The sequence below is a fragment of the Halorubrum kocurii JCM 14978 genome (assembly GCF_000337355.1).
Taxonomy (GTDB): Archaea; Halobacteriota; Halobacteria; order Halobacteriales; family Haloferacaceae; genus Halorubrum; species Halorubrum kocurii.
Genome location: NZ_AOJH01000023.1, coordinates 1 through 19,803, shown reverse-complemented (window position 1 = coordinate 19,803; position 19,803 = coordinate 1). Strand labels below are relative to the sequence as shown.

General features: G+C 67.9%; 19 protein-coding genes and 1 pseudogene. 12 read left to right on the top strand and 8 right to left on the bottom strand.

Annotated features, from left to right (window positions below):
• Nucleotides 1-245: 245 nt before the first annotated feature.
• The 3 genes from radA to C468_RS02535 form a co-directional block, all read right to left on the bottom strand.
• The gene (radA, locus tag C468_RS02545; protein WP_008847309.1) at nt 246-1,277 is read right to left on the bottom strand and encodes a DNA repair and recombination protein RadA; all 1,032 of its coding nucleotides are present in this window, start codon (nt 1,275-1,277) and stop codon (nt 246-248) included.
• Nucleotides 1,278-1,478: 201 nt separating this feature from the next.
• The gene (locus tag C468_RS02540; protein ID WP_008847308.1) at nt 1,479-1,979 is read right to left on the bottom strand and encodes an ACT domain-containing protein; all 501 of its coding nucleotides are present in this window, start codon (nt 1,977-1,979) and stop codon (nt 1,479-1,481) included.
• Nucleotides 1,980-2,033: 54 nt separating this feature from the next.
• Entirely contained in the window at nt 2,034-2,504 is a 471-nt protein-coding gene (locus C468_RS02535) for a hypothetical protein (RefSeq protein ID WP_008847307.1), read from the bottom strand.
• A gap of 200 nt (nt 2,505-2,704) precedes the next feature.
• Here C468_RS02535 and C468_RS02530 point away from each other — a divergent pair, with 200 nt between their 5' ends.
• Nucleotides 2,705-4,876, top strand: coding sequence for an ATP-dependent DNA helicase (locus C468_RS02530; RefSeq protein WP_008847306.1), 2,172 nt, complete (start codon nt 2,705-2,707; stop codon nt 4,874-4,876).
• A gap of 61 nt (nt 4,877-4,937) precedes the next feature.
• Here the strand turns inward: C468_RS02530 and C468_RS02525 are convergent, their stop codons facing one another.
• Nucleotides 4,938-5,297, bottom strand: coding sequence for a DUF7473 family protein (locus tag C468_RS02525; protein ID WP_008847305.1), 360 nt, complete (start codon nt 5,295-5,297; stop codon nt 4,938-4,940).
• Between the two features lie 102 nt (nt 5,298-5,399).
• On the bottom strand, nt 5,400-5,957 hold the full coding sequence (locus tag C468_RS02520) for a TATA-box-binding protein (protein WP_008847304.1): 558 nt from the start codon (nt 5,955-5,957) through the stop codon (nt 5,400-5,402).
• A 54-nt stretch (nt 5,958-6,011) separates the two neighbouring features.
• Here C468_RS02520 and C468_RS02515 point away from each other — a divergent pair, with 54 nt between their 5' ends.
• From C468_RS02515 to rpiA, 3 genes are all read left to right on the top strand, one after another.
• Nucleotides 6,012-7,115, top strand: a complete 1,104-nt coding sequence (locus C468_RS02515) for a THUMP domain-containing protein (protein WP_008847303.1) — start codon at nt 6,012-6,014, stop codon at nt 7,113-7,115.
• A 177-nt stretch (nt 7,116-7,292) separates the two neighbouring features.
• Complete coding sequence (locus C468_RS02510) at nt 7,293-8,420, top strand: ORC1-type DNA replication protein (protein WP_008847302.1); 1,128 nt, start codon at nt 7,293-7,295, stop codon at nt 8,418-8,420.
• Nucleotides 8,421-8,502: 82 nt separating this feature from the next.
• Nucleotides 8,503-9,237: a ribose-5-phosphate isomerase RpiA gene (rpiA, locus tag C468_RS02505; protein WP_008847301.1), complete on the top strand. Its 735-nt coding sequence runs from the start codon at nt 8,503-8,505 to the stop codon at nt 9,235-9,237.
• 88 nt (nt 9,238-9,325) lie between these two features.
• On the opposite strand, the gene C468_RS02500 is transcribed toward rpiA, so the two are convergent.
• The gene (locus C468_RS02500; RefSeq protein WP_004047560.1) at nt 9,326-9,493 is read right to left on the bottom strand and encodes a DUF1931 family protein; all 168 of its coding nucleotides are present in this window, start codon (nt 9,491-9,493) and stop codon (nt 9,326-9,328) included.
• A 188-nt stretch (nt 9,494-9,681) separates the two neighbouring features.
• Here C468_RS02500 and larB point away from each other — a divergent pair, with 188 nt between their 5' ends.
• The 3 genes from larB (at nt 9,682) to C468_RS02485 (ending at nt 11,088) form a co-directional block, all read left to right on the top strand.
• Nucleotides 9,682-10,467 (top strand): nickel pincer cofactor biosynthesis protein LarB, encoded by a 786-nt coding sequence (gene larB, locus C468_RS02495; protein ID WP_008847300.1) that lies wholly within the window; start codon nt 9,682-9,684, stop codon nt 10,465-10,467.
• 126 nt (nt 10,468-10,593) lie between these two features.
• A complete protein-coding gene (locus tag C468_RS18480) occupies nt 10,594-10,746 on the top strand; it encodes a DUF7563 family protein (RefSeq protein ID WP_008847299.1) in 153 nt (50 codons plus the stop codon).
• 75 nt (nt 10,747-10,821) lie between these two features.
• On the top strand, nt 10,822-11,088 hold the full coding sequence (locus C468_RS02485) for a GIY-YIG nuclease family protein (RefSeq protein WP_008847298.1): 267 nt from the start codon (nt 10,822-10,824) through the stop codon (nt 11,086-11,088).
• A gap of 31 nt (nt 11,089-11,119) precedes the next feature.
• On the opposite strand, the gene hisG is transcribed toward C468_RS02485, so the two are convergent.
• The gene (gene hisG, locus C468_RS02480; protein ID WP_008847297.1) at nt 11,120-12,010 is read right to left on the bottom strand and encodes an ATP phosphoribosyltransferase; all 891 of its coding nucleotides are present in this window, start codon (nt 12,008-12,010) and stop codon (nt 11,120-11,122) included.
• 561 nt (nt 12,011-12,571) lie between these two features.
• Here hisG and uvrB point away from each other — a divergent pair.
• The 5 genes from uvrB (at nt 12,572) to C468_RS02455 (ending at nt 19,235) form a co-directional block, all read left to right on the top strand.
• On the top strand, nt 12,572-14,626 hold the full coding sequence (gene uvrB / locus C468_RS02475; RefSeq protein WP_008847296.1) for an excinuclease ABC subunit UvrB: 2,055 nt from the start codon (nt 12,572-12,574) through the stop codon (nt 14,624-14,626).
• Nucleotides 14,627-14,732: 106 nt separating this feature from the next.
• Nucleotides 14,733-15,260: a hypothetical protein gene (locus C468_RS02470; RefSeq protein WP_008847295.1), complete on the top strand. Its 528-nt coding sequence runs from the start codon at nt 14,733-14,735 to the stop codon at nt 15,258-15,260.
• Nucleotides 15,261-15,354: 94 nt separating this feature from the next.
• On the top strand, nt 15,355-15,954 hold the full coding sequence (locus C468_RS02465) for a hypothetical protein (RefSeq protein ID WP_008847294.1): 600 nt from the start codon (nt 15,355-15,357) through the stop codon (nt 15,952-15,954).
• A gap of 561 nt (nt 15,955-16,515) precedes the next feature.
• A complete protein-coding gene (locus tag C468_RS02460) occupies nt 16,516-17,544 on the top strand; it encodes a ribonucleotide-diphosphate reductase subunit beta (protein WP_008847293.1) in 1,029 nt (342 codons plus the stop codon).
• Nucleotides 17,545-17,546: 2 nt separating this feature from the next.
• Complete coding sequence (locus C468_RS02455; protein WP_008847292.1) at nt 17,547-19,235, top strand: ribonucleoside-diphosphate reductase subunit alpha; 1,689 nt, start codon at nt 17,547-17,549, stop codon at nt 19,233-19,235.
• Between the two features lie 278 nt (nt 19,236-19,513).
• On the opposite strand, the pseudogene C468_RS02450 reads toward C468_RS02455, so the two are convergent.
• Nucleotides 19,514-19,803, bottom strand: a pseudogene (locus C468_RS02450) (SPFH domain-containing protein); the annotation flags it as partial.

Genomic DNA, 19,803 nt, shown 5'->3' with positions numbered 1-19,803 from the left:
GTGAACCGACCGTTTTCGCGCCGCTAGACGCCGGGCGCGGACAGTTCGGGCGATTTTTGCCGGGGGATCTGCGGTCGGTTCCGGCGGCACGGCGCGAGAAGAGCGATAACAGCGGTTTCGGGGCCTAACGAGAAAGTATACGTTTGTCAACCACATCCGCGATTCAGATGCGGGTTCGGTAGTCGAAGCGCTCGTTCGCGTCCGGATCGCCGGACGGTCCGGGGGAGTGGCGGGGGCGGAACCGGCTACTCCGGCTTCAGCCCCTCGCCCTGCACGCGCATCACGGCCTCGCCGTCGGCGAGGTTCGGCGCGTCAACGAGCCGGACGATCCGCTTGTCGCCCTTCGACTTGCGGAGGTAGATCCGGAAGGTGGAGGCGTGCCCGAGAATGTTGCCGCCGATCGCCTGCGTCGGGTCGCCGAAGTAGGAGTCGGGGTTGGAGGCGACCTGGTTGGTGACGAGGATGGCGGTGTTGAACAGGTCGCCGATCCGCATCAGGTCGTGGAGGTGCTTGTTGAGCTTCTGCTGGCGCTCGGCCAGTTCGCCCCGACCGACGTACTCGGCGCGGAAGTGGGCGGTCAAGGAGTCGACGCAGACGATCCGGATCGGCCACTCGCTCTCCTCGTGTTCGCCGGCGAGCTCTTTGGCCTTCTCGGCCAGCAGGATCTGGTGGTTGGAGTTGAACGCCTTCGCCACGTGGATCTGGTCCAAGAAGGCCTCGATCAGCTCCTCCATCGCCTCTTCGTCGCTCGGGGTGCCCTCGATCTCGCGTCGCTCCATCTCGTCGGCGAGGATCTCGTCGTCGAGCCCGCGGACCATGTCGTCGATCCGCTCAGGGCGAAACGTGTCCTCGGTGTCGACGAAGATACAGCCGCCGTCGAGCCCGCCGTTCTCCGGCAGAAGCTGGACGTTGACCGCCATCTGGTGGGTCACCTGCGACTTCCCGGACCCGAACTCGCCGTACACCTCGGTGATCGACTGCGTCTCGATGCCGCCGCCGAGCAGGTCGTCGACCTCGTCGATCTGCCACGAGAGCTTCCCGATCTCCTCGCGGCGTTCGAGCACGGCCGCGCCCGTCTCGAAGCCGCCGACGTCGGCGGCGTCGCGGGCGGCGTTGATGATGTCCGCGGCCGACGACTCGCCGATGTCGGCGGTGTTCGACATCTCGCCGGGGCTCGCGACGGCGATCGACTGGTAGCTCTCGAACCCGTTCTCGACGAGCTTGTCTGCGGTGGCGGGGCCGACTCCGGGGAGGTCCTCGAGTTCGTCTTCTGGCATGTACGCGTCCCTTGTTCTCCACCCCGTATAAAGACTCGTTTACACCCGAGTGAAAGTGAAAATCCGGCCGGAGCCGCGCTCCGGACTCGCTCGGCATCGCACGTAAGGGTTCCCGCGGACGCGGCGCCCCCTCGCCGCGGCGGAACTGGTCGGTTCGCCGATCGCTCGATCGGCGGCGGTCACCCGCCTCGTCCGGCCGGCTCAGAACCCGACGCGGCGGACGTACGCCAGGTCGCGGATCTCGACGAGGAGGTCACCGGAGAGGTCCGCGTCCGTGATCACGTACAGCTTGGGGTCGTCGGTGAACTCCGGGTCCTCGCTCAACACCTGCCGGATCGAGACGTCGTGGTCGGCGAGGATACCGGTCACCTCGGCGACGATTCCGGCCTCGTCGGCGGCCGCCACCTCGATCGTGAGGACCGTGAGGTCCAGGACCGGCGCCAGGTCCATCAGGCTCGGGACCGACGAGATGTTGGTGAAAATGCGCTTCAGTTCGGGGTCGGCGAGGATCGCGTCGGTCGTCGAGTCCACGACGCGGCGGTCGACGTCGAGCTCGCGCGCGATACCGGTGTACGGGATCTCGATCCCGCCGGAGACGACCCGTCCCTCCTCGTTGACGGAGAAACCGCGCTCTAAGAACAGTCGGATCACCGCCTGCTGGCTGGGCGATCCCTCGAACTTCTCGAGGATCTCGTCGAACATTCGTTGCTACGGTGCTCGTCGCGCGCGGGTTTAAAAAGCGGGGACTGCGGGGCCTCAGTTCGCGACCGCCGAGTAGACGCCGCCGAGGACCGCCCCGTAGACGACGTGTCCGACGAGGCTCTCGACGCCGACGTTCGGCAGCGGCGGCGCGCCCGGGAAGCCGACGGCGCCCAGCCAGATCGGCATCGCGATCACCGCGAGCGCGACCCAGACGAGGAGGCCGTAGCCGGCACCGACGCCGAGGCTCGTTCCGATCGAGCGGCCGAGGTCCGGCTTCAGGCTCGCGATCGCCGCGAACCCGAGGCCGATGACCGCGCCGTGGGACATGTGGATCGCCCAGCCGACGGTGCCGGCGGGACCCTCGATGCCGTACATCGCCGGGATCGCCATCTGCAGTACGCCGGGGGTCATCACCGACATCATCGCGCCGAAGACGAGCCCACCGACCACTCCGCCGGTCACGCCCGCCTTCCAGTTGCCGGCCGCTGTCGATACGTCCGTCGAGGTTACGGTTTCAGTCGCCATTTCGATCTAGTAGTCGCTCGAGAACCGGTAATCTGTGCCGGTATAATGCGACCGCGTCGCACAGTCCCCATAATTATATATAGTTGTTGAAACTACAGCAGCGGATCTAACTGTCGGCGTTCATTCGACGTTCTGCGCCGTCCGACCACTTCCGCCGCGGCACCCCACCCCTTTTAGCCGGTGACGCCGAACTGCGTCCCGTGTCAGAGTCGCCGCATCTGCGGTTCTTCCCGTACGAGGAGCCGTACCCGAACCAGCGCGAGGCGATGGACAGGGTCGCCAACGCGCTGGACCGCGGACAGGACGTGCTGTTCGAGGGGGCACCCGGAACCGGGAAAACCCTCTCGGCGCTCGTGCCCGCCTTAGAGCACGCCCGCGAGCGCGACCGCACGGTCGTCATCACGACCAACGTCCACCAGCAGATGCGGCAGTTCGTCGAAGACGCCCGCGCGATAACGCGCGAAGAGCCCATCCGCGCGGTAGTATTTAAAGGAAAGTCGTCGATGTGCCACATCGACGTCGACTACCAGGAGTGTCAGACCCTCCGGGACACCACCCGCGAGATGGTGGAGACGGAGAGCGAGGTCCGCGAACTCGAGGCGCGCCAGCGCGAGCTGCTGGCCGAGAGCCGCGAGGGGGACGCGGGGGCCGCCGAGGCCCGCGAGTCGGTCATGGACGAGCTCGACGAGCTGGAGGCCGAAATCGACGAGTACGAGACCGCGAACGTCTGCGCGCACTACCGGAACAACCTCGTGGCGGACACGGACGACTTCTTCGCGTGGCTCTTCGAGGACGTTCGCACGCCCGAAGACGTGTACGCGTACGCGGACGAGCGCGAGCTCTGCGGCTACGAGCTGCTCAAGGAGGGGATGGAGGGAGTCGACCTGGTCGTCTGCAACTACCACCACCTGCTCGATCCGAACATCCGCGAGCAGTTCTTCCGGTGGATCGACCGCGACCCCTCGGAGATAATCACCGTCTTCGACGAGGCCCACAACGTCGAGGACGCCGCCCGCGACCACGCCACCCGAACGCTCACCGAGAACACCCTCGACGCCGCCCTCGACGAGTTGGCGGAGAGCGACGACTCCCGCGCCGAGGCGGCCGAAAACGTGGTCCGCGCGTTCCGCGACGCCCTCGTCGAGACCCGTGACGACGCGCTCGGCGTCGGCCAACGCGAGTCGGTCGGCGAGAACTGGGAGGACCTCTCTATCGCCAACGACGACCGCCGCGACGACCTCACGCTCGCGTTTCTCCGCAGCTACGAGGGGAAGGGGATCGACACCGAGACCGAGCTCGCGGTCCAGCTCGGACAGGCGCTCGACGAGGAGTACGAGCGCCGCTACCGCGACGGCGAGACCACGACCCGCACGGAGTGTCAGACCCTCCAAGTCGCCCGGTTCGTCTCGACGTGGATGGAGGAGGGGACCGAGCTGGGCCAGTACCCGGTCGTCTCCGTGCGCCGGGACGCCGCCACCGAAGAGGTGTACGGCCGCGCGGAGCTGTACACCTGCATCCCCCGCCGCGTCACCGAGGCGCTGTTCGACGAGGTCGCCGCCTCGGTGCTGATGAGCGCGACGCTTCGCCCCTTCGACGTCACCAAGGACGTCCTCGGCTTGGAGGACGTGGCGTCGCTCGCGTACGAGATGGGGTACCCCGAGGCGAACCGCCGGACGTTCGCGGTGGACACGCCCCCGCTGTTCGCCTCCGAGCGCAACGACCCGGAGACCCAGGAGACGGTGGCGTCGCTGCTGCGCGACGCGATCCGCTTCACCCCGGGGAACACGCTCGCTTTCTTCCCCTCCTACGCCGAGGCCGAGCGCTACCACGAGCGGCTCGCGGGCGCCGACCTCGGGAGGCTGTACCTCGACGGTCCCGGCGAGGACGAGGAGGACCTTCGCAGGAAGTTCGTCGAGAGCGACGACGCGACGCTGTTCACCTCGCTGTGGGGGACGCTCGCCGAGGGCGTGAGCTTCGACGGCGACGACGCCCGGACGGTCGCGGTCGTCGGCGTTCCGTACCCGCACCTCTCCGACCGGATGGAGGCGGTACAGGACGCCTACGACCGGGCGTTCGCCGACCGCGACCGCTCCCGAGACCCCGGCTGGGCGTACGCGGTCGAGATCCCGACGATCCGGAAGACGCGGCAGGCGCTCGGTCGGGTCGTCCGCGGGCCCGACGACTTCGGCGTTCGGATCCTCGCGGACCGCCGGTACACGTCCGCGGACATGGGGAAGTACTCGGTCCGCGGCGCGTTCCCGCCGGAGGAGCGCGAGGAGCTGCTCGACCTCGACCCGACGAAACTGAAGTTCGCGATGCTGAACTTCTACGGCGACCACGACGCGTACGACGGGACGCCGCCGGAGCCGTGAGCCAGTAGGGCCGGGAACCGTGAGTCGATGGGACCGGGAGCCGCCGACAGCGGTCCCCTCTCTACCCCGGCCGCGCCGCGAGCAACACCGCGATCCCGAGCAACACGATCCCGAGCAGCGTCGTGATCACCGCGTGGATCACGGTCATCCCGATCACGATCCGGCGAGGCTGGTCGTAGCTCCACGCGAACATCACGCCGTCGACGAGGAGCGCGGCCGCGACGATCAGCGCCTCGGGGAGCGCGAAGGCGCCGCCGACCACGCCGATCACCGCCGGGAGCGGCCCGACGTAGAGGGCGCGGCGCGGGTCGACGTCGCCGAGGACGTTCCGGGCGGCGAGGTGGGCGGTCACGGAGAGGAACAGCGCGAACAGGACGGTCGTCCCCAGCACCGACGCCGGCGTCACCGTCTGAAGGAGCATGGGCGAGCTACGGGACGGCGGGTAAAAGTGGTCGCGGAATCGGCACGAGACGGAGGCGGCGGAATCGGCACGGGGCCAGTGAGCGCGGAGCGCGTCGACCGCCTACGCCAACAGCCCGAGCCCGTCGAGCTCCTCGACGATCACGTCGACGGCGGCCGCGGCGTCGTCGGGGCTCGTCCCGCCGGTGACGACGAGCTTCCCGCTGCCGAACAGCAGCGCCACCACGTCCGGCTCGTCGATCCGGTAGACGAGCCCGGGGAACTGCTCCGGCTCGTACTCGATGTGTTCTAAGCCGAGCCCGATCGCGATCGCGTTGAGGTTGAGGCTCTCGCCGAGGTCGGCGGAGGTGACGATGTTCTGGACCGTGATCTCCGGGTCCTCGATCGGGATCTGGAGCGCGCGGAGCTCGTCGAACACGAGGGCGAGGCTCTCGTGGACGGCGTCGATGGAGTTGGCGCCCGTACAGACGATCTTCCCCGAACGGAAGATCAGCGCGGCCGATTTCGGGTCCGTAGTGCGGTAGACGAGCCCGGGGAACTGCTCGGGGTCGTAGTCGGCACCTTCGAGGTCCATCGCAACGCTCTGGAGGTCGAGCTCCTGCCCGATCCCCGTGGAGGCAACGACGTTCTCTATCGTGATCGTCTCCTTCGGATCGGCCATTACTACCTCGATACACAGTTGAAGCACGTAAAAAGGTGGCTGGTCGGAACCGCTATGCTCTTGCGACCGGCGACCGGACTCCGCGGCGTGTACTGGCTCGAACTGGCCGGCGAGGAGGACGCGTTCGCCGCCCGCGAGGCCGCCGTCGCGGCGACGGGCGTGGAGCTGCTCGCGCCGGGGGTCGCGCGGGCCGGGAGCGTCGGCGGTGGGGGAGACGTCGGCGATCGAGAGGGCCCGGTCCGCCGGCTCGCGTACACCCGCGCCGCCCACGAGGCGATCGCCCGAACCGACGCCGATATCGACGCCGCCGCAGCCGTCCTCGACGCGGCGCCGCTCGACCGGTCCGGGACCGTCGCGGTCCGCGCCCGCAACGTCCGGAACACCGCCGACGTCTCGACGAGCGCGGCGGAGCGCGAGTTGGGCGGGGTCCTCGTCGACCGCGGGTTCGACGTCGACCTCGACGACCCCGACCACGTCCTGCGCGCGCTGTTCACGGCCGGCGAGCGCGACGACCACGACGCGGTCCCGGGCGCTGACGGCGGCGAGGCGTCCGTCTGCGCGCTCGGGTGGGTCGCGGTCGAGGCCGCCCGCGACTTCGCGCCCAAGCCGACCGACCGCCCCTTCTTCCAGCCGGGGAGCATGGCGCCGGCCGACGCCCGCGCGTACGTCAACCTCGCCGGCGCGGCGCCCGGCCGGACCCTCCTCGACCCGATGTGCGGCACCGGCGGGCTCCCGCTGGAGGCCGGGCTCGTCGGGAGCAACGCGGTCGCGTGCGACGCGCAGGCGAAGATGGTCCGCGGGACGCGCGAGAACCTCCGGAAGTACGTGGGAGGAGGTGACGGCGGCGACGCGGACAGCCCCGACTGGCACGTCGCCCGCGGCGACGCCACGGCCCTCCCGCTGCGCGACGACGCGGTCGACGGCGTCGCGTTCGACGCCCCGTACGGCCGGCAGTCGAAGATCGCCCGTCACGAGCTCGCGGACCTCGTGGGGGGCGCGCTCGCCGAGGCCGCCCGGGTCGCGCCTCGGGCCGTGATGGTCGCCGACCGCGACTGGCGTCGAGAGGCGCGCGCGGCCGGCTGGGCGGTCGACGCCGTCTTCGAGCGCCGGGTCCATCGGTCGCTCACCCGGCACGTGCTCGTGCTCGATCGGGCGTGACCGGCCCGCGACGGCGCGACCCGGGCGCAGTTCCGGGGCGACCGCGGCGGGATTCCACCGGCCCGAGAGTGAACGTTCGGTCGCCGATACCTCGGGCGTGAGCGCCGTGAGCGACAAGTTTCAGTTTCACCGTCCCCGCGGGCAACGGTTAAGTGGGCGGCCTGTCGTGGTGTTCACATGACCGGGGACGCCGGCGGCGACATGCTCTCGTGGGACGAGTCGGTGTTCCGCGACGAGTCGGTGTTCGAGATCGACCACGTCCCCGAGACGTTCCGCCACCGCGAGAGCCAACTCGAGAGCCTGAAGTACGCGCTGCGCCCCGCGGTGCGCGGCTCCCGCCCGCTCAACACGATGGTGCGCGGCCCGCCCGGCACCGGGAAGACGACCGCGGTCCAGAAGCTGTTCGGCGAGCTCGGCGCCCGGACCGACGTGCGGACCGTCCGGGTGAACTGCCAGGTCGACTCGACGCGATACGCCGTCTTCTCGCGGCTGTTCGAGGGAATATTCGACTACGAGCCCCCGTCGTCGGGGATCTCGTTCAAGAAGCTGTTCGGCCAGATCACCGACCGGCTCGTCGAGGAGGACGACGTGCTCGTCGTCGCGCTCGACGACGTGAACTACCTCTTCTACGAGAACGAGGCCTCCGACACGCTCTACTCGCTGCTTCGCGCCCACGAGGCGCACTCGGGCGCGAAGATCGGCGTCATCGTCGTCTCCTCCGACCTGGGGCTCGACGTGATCGACGACCTCGACACGCGGGTTCAGTCGGTGTTCCGCCCCGAGGAGGTGTACTTCCCCGTCTACGACGCGACCGAGATCTACGACATCCTCTTCGAGCGCGCGAAGCGCGGGTTCCACGACGGCGTCATCGGCGACGCCGAACTGGAGCGCGTCGCCGACCTCACCGCCGAGAGCGGCGACCTCAGGGTCGGAATCGACCTGCTCCGCCGGGCCGGGCTCAACGCGGAGATGCGCGCCTCGAAGACGATCGCCGAGGAGGACGTGGAGTCGGCCTACGACAAGTCCAAACACGTCCACCTCTCGCGGTCGCTCCGCGGGCTCTCAGAGTCCGAGCGCGCCCTCGTCCGCGTCCTCGCCGAGAACGACGGCGAGCGCGCCGGCACCGTGTACGAGGCGTTCCACGAGGAGACCGACCTCGGCTACACCCGCTACTCCGAGATCATCAACAAGCTCGATCAGCTCGGCGTGATCGAGGCCGAGTACGCCGACGTGGAGGGACGCGGCCGTTCGCGAGAGCTCTCCCTGGCCTACGAGGCCGAGGCGGTGTTAGACCGGTTGGAGTGAGGGGACCGCGGCGATCGGCTTCCGGCTCGGTCCCCGCCGTCGACGCCGACGCCTTTTCAATCCGCCCCGTCGAGTCGCAGGTATGAAGACGAGCGGCGGCAGCGACGCGGCGAAGCGACGCGCCGGCGAGTCCGCGGCCGAGGCGGTCGCCGACGGCGAGGTGGTCGGCCTCGGCACCGGGTCGACCGCGGCACACGCGATCCGGCGGCTCGGCGAGCGGGTCGACGCCGGCATCGACGTCAGGGGCGTGGCGACCTCCTTCGCGAGCCGCGAGCTCGCGGCCGACTGCGGGATCCCCCTGCTCGACCTCGACGAGGCGGTAGGGCCGGACGCGCCCGGGATCGACGTCGCGATAGACGGCGCGGATCAGGTCGCGGTCGGCGAGGAGGGCGACGAACCGACGACCGGCGTCGGGGCACTTATAAAGGGCGGCGGCGCCGCCCACGCCCGCGAGAAGCTGGTCGACGCGGCGGCCGACCGCTTCCTCGTCGTCGCAGACCCCTCGAAGGAGGCGGCGGTCCTCGACCGGCCCGTTCCGGTGGAGGCCCTCCCAGCCGGCCGAACCGCGGTCGCCGAGGCGGTGCGGGCGGCCGGCGGCGAGCCGACCCTCCGGCGCGCGGAACGGAAGGACGGCCCGGTCGTCACGGACAACGGGAACCTCGTGCTCGACTGCGCGTTCGGCGAGATCGCGGACCCGGGGGCGCTGGCGACGACGCTGGCGACGACGCCGGGCGTCGTCGAGCACGGGATCTTCGTCGGGCTCGCGGACGCGGTCCACGTCGGGACGGAGACGGGCGTGCGGGTCGCGACGCGGTGAGGACGGCTTCGCACCGCCGAGAGCGGTGGCCGCGTCGCTCGCCGGTCGGCGGTCGCTCAAAAAATGAAGGACTGAAAGCGCGTCCGTCTTAGAGGTCGCGAGGCTGGACCGTCTTCCGGTCGTTGGCCTCGGCGCGGCGCGCGGCGTCTTCGAGCAGCTCGTCCACTTCGTCGTCCAGCGCGTCGTAGAAGTCCGAAGCGACGTTCTTGTCGTCCAGGGCTTCCTTGACGGCCGCTTTGACAATAAGGTCTGCCATGCGATCGGTCGTATCCATCGACAGTTAATAAGAGTTCCTGAATTCGACCGCGAGGGGCGTCGTGCGGGCCGTTCGCGAGGGGGAGCCGGAATGCTACCTTATAAACTTTGTGAGACTCGTCGGCCAGCGCGGCCGCTCGGCCACCGCGGATCGATAGGTTCGACCCGTTCGGACCCGGACGAGGGACCATGCGCGACACGCTCGAGGCGCTCGACGCCGGGGAGATTGGCGTCGCGGAGGCGGAGTCACGGCTCGCGGGGTACGCGACGACGGCGGCGGGGCGGTTCGACGCCGGGCGCGAGGGACGACGCGGGATCCCCGAGGCGATCCTCGCAGAGGGGAAGACGCCCGCGGAGGTCGCCGCGCTGACGGCGACCGCCGTGGAGACGACGGGCCGCGCGCTCGTGACCCGGGCCGACGCGGAGGACGCGGACGCGATCCGGACGGCGGTCGCGGACCTCGAACTCGACACCGCGGACGCGCTCGACCCGACCGTCGACCACGACGAGCGGACCGACACCGTCGTCGTCCACGCCGGCGACTTCGAGCGGCCGGCCCTCGACGCGACCGTCGCGGTCGTCGCGGCCGGCACCGCGGACGCGGCGGTCGCGGGAGAGGCGGCGGTGGTCGCCCGCGAGATCGGCGCGACGGTCGATCGGGTCGACGACGTGGGGGTCGCGAACCTCGACCGGATCTTGGACCAGCGCGACCGCATCCGCGAGGCGGACGTGGTCGTGGTGGCCGCCGGGCGCGAGGGGGCGCTGCCCACGGTCGTCGCGGGGCTCGTCGCCGCACCGGTGATCGCGCTCCCGGTCTCGACCGGGTACGGCGTCGGCGGCGAGGGGGTCGCGGCGCTGGAGGGTGCGCTCCAGTCCTGTTCGGTGCTCTCGACGGTGAACGTCGACGCCGGCTTCGTCGCCGGCGCGCAGGCGGGCCTGATCGCTCGGGCGGTCGACGCGGCCGGGCGCGACTGACCGCTCGGTTCGGCGCCCGGCTTGCGACGGGCGTTTATAAGTGGTTTTCCGGACACTGGCGGGGGTGAGAAAGGGTATTTGTTCGTCGAGTTCCTACAGATCGACGCCGGTGAAGGCCGGTACCAAATGCCACGCTGTGACCACTGCGGGTCGCACGTCTCGGACCGCTTCGCGCGCGTGTTCGCAGACGAGCACGGCGACCTGAACGCCTGTCCGGACTGTTCCGCGAACGCCGGGATCGCCGAGGTCTCCCGGGAACGCGCCCGCACCGGAGACTGACTCGTCGACCCCGCCGCGAAGCCGAGCCGTCCAGAGACCGGTAACTATTCGCCTCGGTCGCACCGATCCCGTGTCGTGTCGACGCCGAGTCAGAGCTCGTCTCACCACGTCTACGTCATCGAGTGCGCCGACGGCACGCTCTACACCGGGTACACCACCGACGTGGAGCGGCGCGTCGCCGAGCACGACGCCGGCGAGGGCGCCAAGTACACCCGCGGCCGGACCCCCGTGACGCTGCGCCACGTCGAGTCGTTCGGCTCGAAGTCGGCGGCGATGTCGCGCGAACACGCTATCAAGTCGCTCACGCGCGCCGAGAAGGAGCGGCTGATCGGCGACGCGTAGGCGCGTCAGCGCGCAGCGCCTTCACCCGGACTCACTCGACGAGCCGCTCGATCTCCGTGACGAGGATGCCCGTCGCGCCGACCGACTTGAGCTCCGAGATCGTCGCGAACACGTCGCGCTCCTCGACGACGGCGTGGACCGCCACCATCCCGTTGCCGTTCTCGTCGGCCTCGACGTTCATCACGGTCGGCCCGCCGAGCCCCGGGATCACGTCTTTCACCTCGTCGAGGCGCTCCTTCGGGGCGTTCATCATCAGGTACCGGCGCCCGTCGGCCGCGAGCACGGACTCGAAGGCGGTCAGCACCTGCTCGACCTTCGCGTCGCCGACGACGTCCGGGCGCGCGAACAGCCGCACCGAGGAGTCGAGCACGTCGTCGATCACGGCGAGCCGGTTCACCTTCAGGGTCGTCCCCGTGGAGGTGATGTCGACGATGGCGTCGGCCATGTCGACGTGGGGGGTCAGCTCCGTCGCGCCCGTCACGGTGACCACGTCGGCGTCGACGCCCACCCCGGCGAGGTAGTCGCGGGTGACCGCCGGGAACTCGGTGGCGACCGTGCCGCCGGCCAGATCCGCGACGGTCGAGATGTCGCCGTCCTCGGGCGCCGCGAGGACGAGCTTGCAGGAGCCGTACCCCAGGTCGAGCAGGTCGACGAGGTCTCCCTCCTTGGCCGCGCTCGCGGCGTCGGCGACCCCGCCCGACTCCGCGGCCTGATCGAGGCCCGTGATCCCCACGTCGGCCGCGCCGTCGCGGACGTACTCGGGGATGTCGGCCGCGCGCGCGAAGAGAATCGACACGTCGGGGTCGACGGTGTCGGCGTACAGCTGGCGGTCGGCGGTCTCCTCGACGTGGAGTCCCGCGCGCTCCAGAAGCGAGAGCGTCGGATCGTGCAGGCGGCCCTTGTTGGGGACGGCGATGCGCATACGGCAAGCGTCGCGGGGGGAGCGGGAAACGTTTTCGTCCGGGGAGCGGCGACGAGCGGCAACGCGAGCCCGTTTATAAATGAACGCGGTGGCGCGTGCCTCCGAGTGGCCGCCTGCGGCGGCCACGAGGTGCGCGCGCGAGGGAGGCGGCGGTCCGGCGCGGCTCCCGCCCGCGCCGGGCCGTCCGCCGAGGCTGGGGAGGTGTGAGGCTGCGGTTGCGGTGCGGTCGGGTGGGACTCAAAGGGGAAGTCGCCGGCGGCGGAGCCGCCGGCTTCCAGAGGCGCTTCGCGCCTCGCTGCCGCGAGGACGAAGCACGGCGCAGCAAGCACCGCAGCGAGCAGCGCGAGCGAGGAGCACAGCAAGCCGCGCGAGTCGTCGCGGCTGGGGCTTTGGAGGTCTTCACCGAGTTGTCGACCGTGTAGGGCCGAGCGGCTGGGGCTCGGAAAACGCCGTCGCGTTACCTTCGACCGTCTCCGAGAGAGTCGATGGAAACGGGGGTGTTCGAAATAAAAACGACGTAGCCGCGCCGCTCAAGTGTCTCCGCCGCCAACGACGCGTATCGTGAGCGACGCCGACTCCCCTCTCTCCGAGGACCGTCCGACCGTCGACCGCCCCCTGCGCGTCGACGCTCCGTTCGAGCCCGCGGGCGACCAGCCGGAGGCGATCGAAGGGCTGGTCGAGGGGTTCGAGTCGGGCGCCGACAGACAGACCCTCCTCGGGGTGACGGGGTCCGGGAAGACCAACACCGTCTCGTGGGTTGCCGAGGAGCTGAACCAGCCCACCCTCGTCTTGGCCCACAACAAGACGCTCGCGGCCCAGCTGTACGAGGAGTTCCGCGAGCTGTTCCCGGACAACGCGGTGGAGTACTTCGTCTCCTACTACGACTACTACCAGCCGGAGGCGTACGTCGAGCAGACGGACACGTTCATCGACAAGGAGATGTCGATCAACGAGGAGATCGACCGCCTGCGCCACTCTGCGACGCGCTCGCTCCTGACGAGAGACGACGTGATCGTGGTCGCCTCGGTGTCGGCCATCTACGGGCTCGGCGACCCGCAGAACTACCGCGACATGGCGCTCCGGCTGGAGGTCGGCGAGGAGGTCGGTCGCGAGGAGCTGCTCGCCCGGCTCGTCGACCTGAACTACGAGCGCAACGACGTGGACTTCACGCAGGGCACCTTCCGGGTGCGCGGCGACACCGTCGAGATCTACCCGATGTACGGGCGCTACGCGGTCCGGGTGGAGCTGTGGGGCGAGGAGATCGACCGGATGCTCAAGGTCGACCCGATGAAAGGCGAGGTCGTCTCGGAGGAGCCCGCCGTCATGCTCCACCCGGCGGAGCACTACTCGATCCCGGACGACAAGCTGGAGCAGGCGATCGGAGAGATCGAGGACCTGATGGAGAAGCGCGTGCGCTACTTCGAGCGACAGGGCGACCTCGTGGCGGCCCAGCGCATCGAGGAGCGCACCACCTTCGACGTCGAGATGCTCCGGGAGGCGGGCTACTGCTCCGGGATCGAGAACTACTCGGTCCATATGGACGACCGGGAGTCCGGCGACGCCCCCTACACCTTACTCGACTACTTCCCCGACGACTTCCTCACCGTGATCGACGAGTCCCACCAGACGATCCCGCAGATAAAGGGCCAGTACGAGGGGGACAAGTCGCGGAAGGACTCGCTGGTCGAGAACGGGTTCCGGCTCCCGACCGCCTACGACAACCGCCCGCTGACGTTCGAGGAGTTCGAGGCGAAGACGGACCGCACCCTCTACGTCTCGGCGACGCCGAGCGACTACGAGCGCGAGACCTCGGACCGGATCGTCGAGCAGATCGTCCGCCCCACCCACCTCGTCGACCCGAAGGTGGAGGTGACCGAGGCGACCGGGCAGGTCGAGGACCTCCTCGAACGGGTCGACGACCGGATCGAGCGCGACGAGCGCGTCCTCGTCACCACCCTCACCAAGCGGATGGCCGAGGACCTCACGGAGTACTTCGAGGAGGCGGGGATCGACGTGGCGTACATGCACGACGAGACGGACACCTTGGAGCGCCACGAGATCATCCGCGACCTCCGCTTGGGCAACATCGACGTGCTCGTCGGCATCAACCTGCTCCGCGAGGGGCTCGACATCCCGGAAGTCTCGCTCGTCGCCATCCTCGACGCCGACCAGGAGGGGTTCCTCCGTTCGACGACCACCCTCGTCCAGACGATGGGGCGGGCCGCCCGGAACGTCAACGGCGAGGTCGTGCTCTACGCCGACCGGACGACCGACTCGATGGAGGCGGCGATCGAGGAGACCCAGCGGCGCCGCGAGATCCAGCTGGAGTACAACGAAGAGCACGGCTACGAGGCGACCACCATCGACAAGCCGGTCGGGGAGACGAACCTCCCGGGCTCGAAGACGGACACCTCGTCGGTCAGCGTCGGGGACGTGGAGAGCGCCGAGGAGGCGAAAGCGCAGATCGAGGCGCTCGAAGACCGAATGGACGAGGCCGCGAGCAACCTGGAGTTCGAGCTAGCGGCCGACATCCGGGACCGGATCGCGGAGCTCCGCCGCGCGTTCGAGCTCGACGGCGGCGACGACGGCGTGCCGGCGCCGATGGTCGAGGAGTAGCCGGGCGGAGCGACCGTGGCCTCGGCGCCCGCCTCCCCGGCGCCGATTCTCGCGCGGCGAGACCCGCGACGACGGGGTTTTATCCGCGACCGTTGGAACCCGTCACATGAAGCGCCGCGCGGTGGTGGCCGGCCTCGTCGTCGCCAGCGCGGGCTGTACCGACCGCCTGCACGACCTCGCGGCGTCGACGCCGCGGGACCTCGCGGTCCGGAGCCGCTACGTCGACGGGAACCCGCTGGTGGAGGGGAAAAGCGTGCGCTCGCTGCCCGAGGAGCTCCTGACGCACGCCGCCTCGTTCCGGTCGAAGTCGGAGGCGGAGGCCGCCGTCCTCCCGGGCGAGTCCGAGACGCTGGCGTTCGTCGAGGCCACGTCGTTCGTCGACGACGGCGGCGAGTCGATCCTCGTTGCCGCCCAGCGGCTCACCGCGCCCGAGGTGGAGCTGCGACTCGGATCGATCAGTCGAACCGGGGATCACTCCCTCCGCGTCGCCGTCGACGTGGCGGGCGTCCGCGGCGAGGTCGAGACCGACGACCCCGTGGTCAAGACGCTTCTCCTGCGGCTGACCGACGAGCGCGGGCCGCCCGAGCGCGTCGTCGTCTCGATCGGCGGCGACCGGGCCGGCGTGACGGTCTGAGGCGGAGCGGTATCGGGTCGCGTCCCCCCGCCTCCGAACGTCGACCGCGCTCGGGTCCCGCGATCGTTTAGTGCCTCGGCGGCCTTCCGCCGGTATGACCTCCCTTCGCCGCCGCCTTATCGGCCTCGCGCTGCTCGTCGTCGCCGTCGCCGCGTTCGCGTCCGCTGTCGACGTCGCGCCCGCTGTCGTCCCCGAGTCGGCGGCCGCGTCGGCCGACGTGTCGGCCATCGCTGCCACGCCGTTCTCCCTGATCGCCGCGCCGGCCCTCCTCGCGGTCGGGGCGGTGCTCCTAGTCGCCGGCGGCGCCGCGCTCGCGGGCGTCGACCTCTCGGCGCGGACGACCCTCCTCGCGCCCGCCGTCGGGGCGGTCGTCGCGTTCGCGGTCGCGGCCGGCGTCCTCGCCGCGCCCGCGGCGGTCCTCCCCGCACTCGCCCAGACGGACGCATTGGCGGCCGCGATCTCAGGGTGGCCGGGGACGATCGCCGCCGGCGCCGTCGTCGGGGCGACCGTCGCGCCCGTGGTCCGCGCCGCGACCACGGAGGACACGATCACGCTGCTCGCCGCCGCCGCTCTGCTGCTTGTCGGGATCGCCGCCGCGGCCGACTCGCCGCTCGCGCTCGCCGCCGCCGGCGTCGCCGGCACCGTCGCTGTGGCCCTGCTCTGGGCGGTCGATCCGGCGACGTGGCGGCCCTGAGTGACTGGATCGGTCGCTGCTCGACCTCAGCTCCCCGGCCGCTCGCTTTCGGTCTCCAGTTCGATGTCGCGGTCGGCCTCGCGGGTCTCCTCGTCCTGACGGGCGAGGTCGACGGTGCCTGTGTCTCACTGCTCAGTCTCCGTCTCGGCACCGCTCGTTCGTGGATCGGAGGAACGACTCCGCTCCCCGGATATGAAANCCCGGCCGCTCGCTTTCGGTCTCCAGTTCGATGTCGCGGTCGGCCTCGCGGGTCTCCTCGTCCTGACGGGCGAGGTCGACGGTGCCTGTGTCTCACCGCTCAGTCTCCGTCTCGGCACCGCTCGTTCGTGGATCGGAGGAACGACTCCGCTCCCCGGATATGAAAGTGAATTTGTTATACTACAATTTTGTTGGTAATACTTATGACAGTGGAGTCTGTGTGGTCCGATACGGTTCACACGGCTACACACACGACGCTGTAAGACCGTCTCCCGAGCGACACGACAGCGGTCGGACTACCAGACTGACCCTAGACAGTGGCAGCGGCAATCCAACGCAATCAGTCACGTTCGAGATAGCGAAATGAGTGAAAGCGAAAACGCAAACACGAACGCGGGTACAGGCACAGATATACAGACGGACATCTTCTCGGAGAGAAAACAGCTGAAGCCCTACGAGTACAGCGAGTTTCTCGACTACGTCGAGGCGATTCGGAACAGCTACTGGGTACACACGGAGTTTAATTTCGACGGAGATGTCCAAGACTTCAAAGTCAACACGACTCCTGCTGAGCAGACCGTTATCAAGCGGACGATGTTGGCTATCGCGCAGATCGAGGTGCAGGTGAAGACGTTCTGGTCGGACATTTACGAGGAGATGCCCAAAGCCGAGGTCGGGAATGTGGGTATGACCTTTGCGGAAAGCGAGGTGCGGCATATGGACGCCTACAGCCACCTACTTGACGTCTTAGGAATCACAGACGACTTCGAGCAGGTAACTGAGGAGCCGGCGATAAAAAAGCGGATCGAGTATCTCGACGAGTATCTGGAGAAGAGCGAGAGTGACGACGAACGGGAGTACGTGATGAGCATCCTGCTGTTCAGTACGTTCGTCGAACACGTATCGCTATTCAGTCAGTTCCTCATAATGACGAGCTTCGACAAGCACGAAAAGAAGTTCAAGGGAATAGCGAACGCCGTCGAAGCAACCAGCAAAGAGGAGCAGATTCACGGTCTGTTCGGGGTCGAGCTGGTGGAGACGATCAGAGAGGAGAACCCGGACCTCTTCGATGACGACTTCGAGGAAGACGTTCAAGAAGCCTGTCGGCAGGCCTACGAGGCAGAGATGGAGATCCTGGATTGGATATTCGATGACGGCGAGCTGGAGTTCCTTCCCAGGGCGCACGTCGACGCGTTTCTGCGAGACCGGTTCAATCAGAGTCTCGAAAACGTCGACGTGGAACCGATATTCGAGACGGACGACGACCCGCTCAAGGAGACGCGCTGGTTCGACGAGGACATTATGATGACGAAGGATAACGACTTCTTCAGCAAGCGGTCGACCACGTACAACAAACACACGCAGAGCGTTACCGCCGAGGACATGTTCTAACAATGGCACAAACAGCACTCGACAGCGTTGCGGACCAACAGACGGAACCGTTCTACTGGCTGAACGAGGACAGCAGGGAGTTTCTCAGAGAGGGATACCTGCTCGAGGGCGTCGAAGCGGAAGAGAGAGTAAGGCAGATAGCGGAGCGCGCCGAAGAGATTCTCGGTGAAGAGGGCTTCGCGGACAAGTTCTACGAGTACATGAGCCGCGGCTTCTACAGTCTCGCCAGCCCGGTGTGGTCCAACTTCGGACTGGACAGAGGCCTTCCTATCAGTTGCTTCGGCAGCTACATGGAGGACACCATCGAGAGTATTCTCTACACCCAAGCCGAGGTGGGTGAGATGACCAAGCGGGGCGGCGGCACGAGCGGGTACTTCGGTGAGCTGCGCCCCCGGGGCAGTCCGATAACGAACAACGGCAAGAGCAACGGGAGTTACAGTTTCACAGAGCTGTTCGATACGATCATCAACGTCGTCAGCCAGGGCGAAACCCGGCGAGGACAGTTCGCCGGCTACATCGACGTCGAACACGACGACTTAGAAGAGTGGCTCAACATCAAAACCGAAGGAGACCCGGTACAGGACATCTACTACGGCGTCATCATCGGTGACGACTGGTTTCAGGCGATGATCGACGGCGACGAAGCGAAGCGAGAGACCTGGGCGGATATCATCGAGACCCGGATCAACATCGGCGTCCCGTATATCATCTTTCGGGGAAACATGAACGAGGGGAAGCCACAGGTGTACAAGGATAAGGAGTACCAGATAAACGCGTCCAACCTGTGTACCGAGATAGCGCTGCCGGCCACGGCGGACGAGAGCTTCGTCTGCTGTCTCTCGAGTATGAACGCTCTCCACTACGACGAATGGAAGGACACCGACGCAGTGGAGACACTGACGCGGTTCCTGGACGCAGTGATGGAGGAGTTCATCCAGCGCACGGAGGACGTACGGTTCATGGAGCGGGCCGTTCGGTTCGCGAAGCGACACAGAGCGATAGGGATCGGCGTCCTCGGGTGGCACAGCTATCTCCAGAGCAACATGATCCCCTTCGACAGCATGGAGGCGATGGAGAAGAACGGGGAACTGTTCCGGACCATCAAACAGCGGAGCTACGAGGCGAGCGAAGCGCTTGCCGATGAGTTCGGGGAGCCGGATGTTCTCGAGGGATACGGCAGGCGGAACACGACGACGATGAGCGTGGCTCCGACGAAATCGAGCAGCGTCATTCTGGGTCAGGTCAGTCCGAGCATCGAGCCGCTGAAATCGAACTACTTCGTGCGAGACGGTGCGAAGCTAAAGTCGACGCAAAAAAACAGATTCCTTCAGGCGATACTGGCGGAGCGGGGCAAGGACACGCGCAAAGTCTGGGACAGCATCGCAAATAACGACGGGAGTGTTCAACATCTCGAGTGTCTGACGGACGAAGAGAAAGAGGTGTTCAAGACCTTCGCCGAGATTCCACAGATGGCGATCATAAACCAGGCAGCACAGAGACAGAAACACATCGACCAAGCACAGAGCGTGAACGTCTCTATCGATCCGAGTGAAGTGAGCGTCAAAGAGATCAATCAGCTCTACATAGAAGCGTGGAAGAAAGGAGTCAAGAGCCTCTACTATCAGCACAGCGTGAACGCCGCACAGAAATTCAGTCGGGATATTCTCGAGTGTCGGGCCTGTGAGAGCTGATCGCTACTCGTAGCCGGCTCACTTACCGTCTCGATCACTCCGTCTCCGACTCCAGGTCGACCTCCCGGTCCGCCTCGTGGTCGACGTCTTCAGATCCGGGGACGCCCGCGACCCGAGCGGCGTCGGCGGCGCGGTCGCGGTGCCGGCGGTCTTCTCCCTCGGCGATGTGTGGCGGCTGTGAGTCGGGCTTACGTTCCCGGCCGCTCGCTTTCGGTCTCCAGTTCGATGTCGCGGTCGGCCTCGCGGGTCTCCTCGTCCTGACGGGCGAGGTCGACGNCTTACGTTCCCGGCCGCTCGCTTTCGGTCTCCAGTTCGATGTCGCGGTCGGCCTCGCGGGTCTCCTCGTCCTGACGGGCGAGGTCGACGTCGCGGGCCGTGTCGGCGTCGCGGGTCTCGTCGGTCCGCAGGTCGCTGTCGGCCACCGTGTCGAGCTGTTCGAGGGCGCTCTCGATGTCCTCTAACCCGAGCATCTTCTCCGTCTCCTCGTCGAACTCCAAGCTCTCTAACCCCTCCATCTGCTGGACGTCGGAGCCGGAGAGCGCCTTGCCGTAGCGGCCGACGAGGCTGG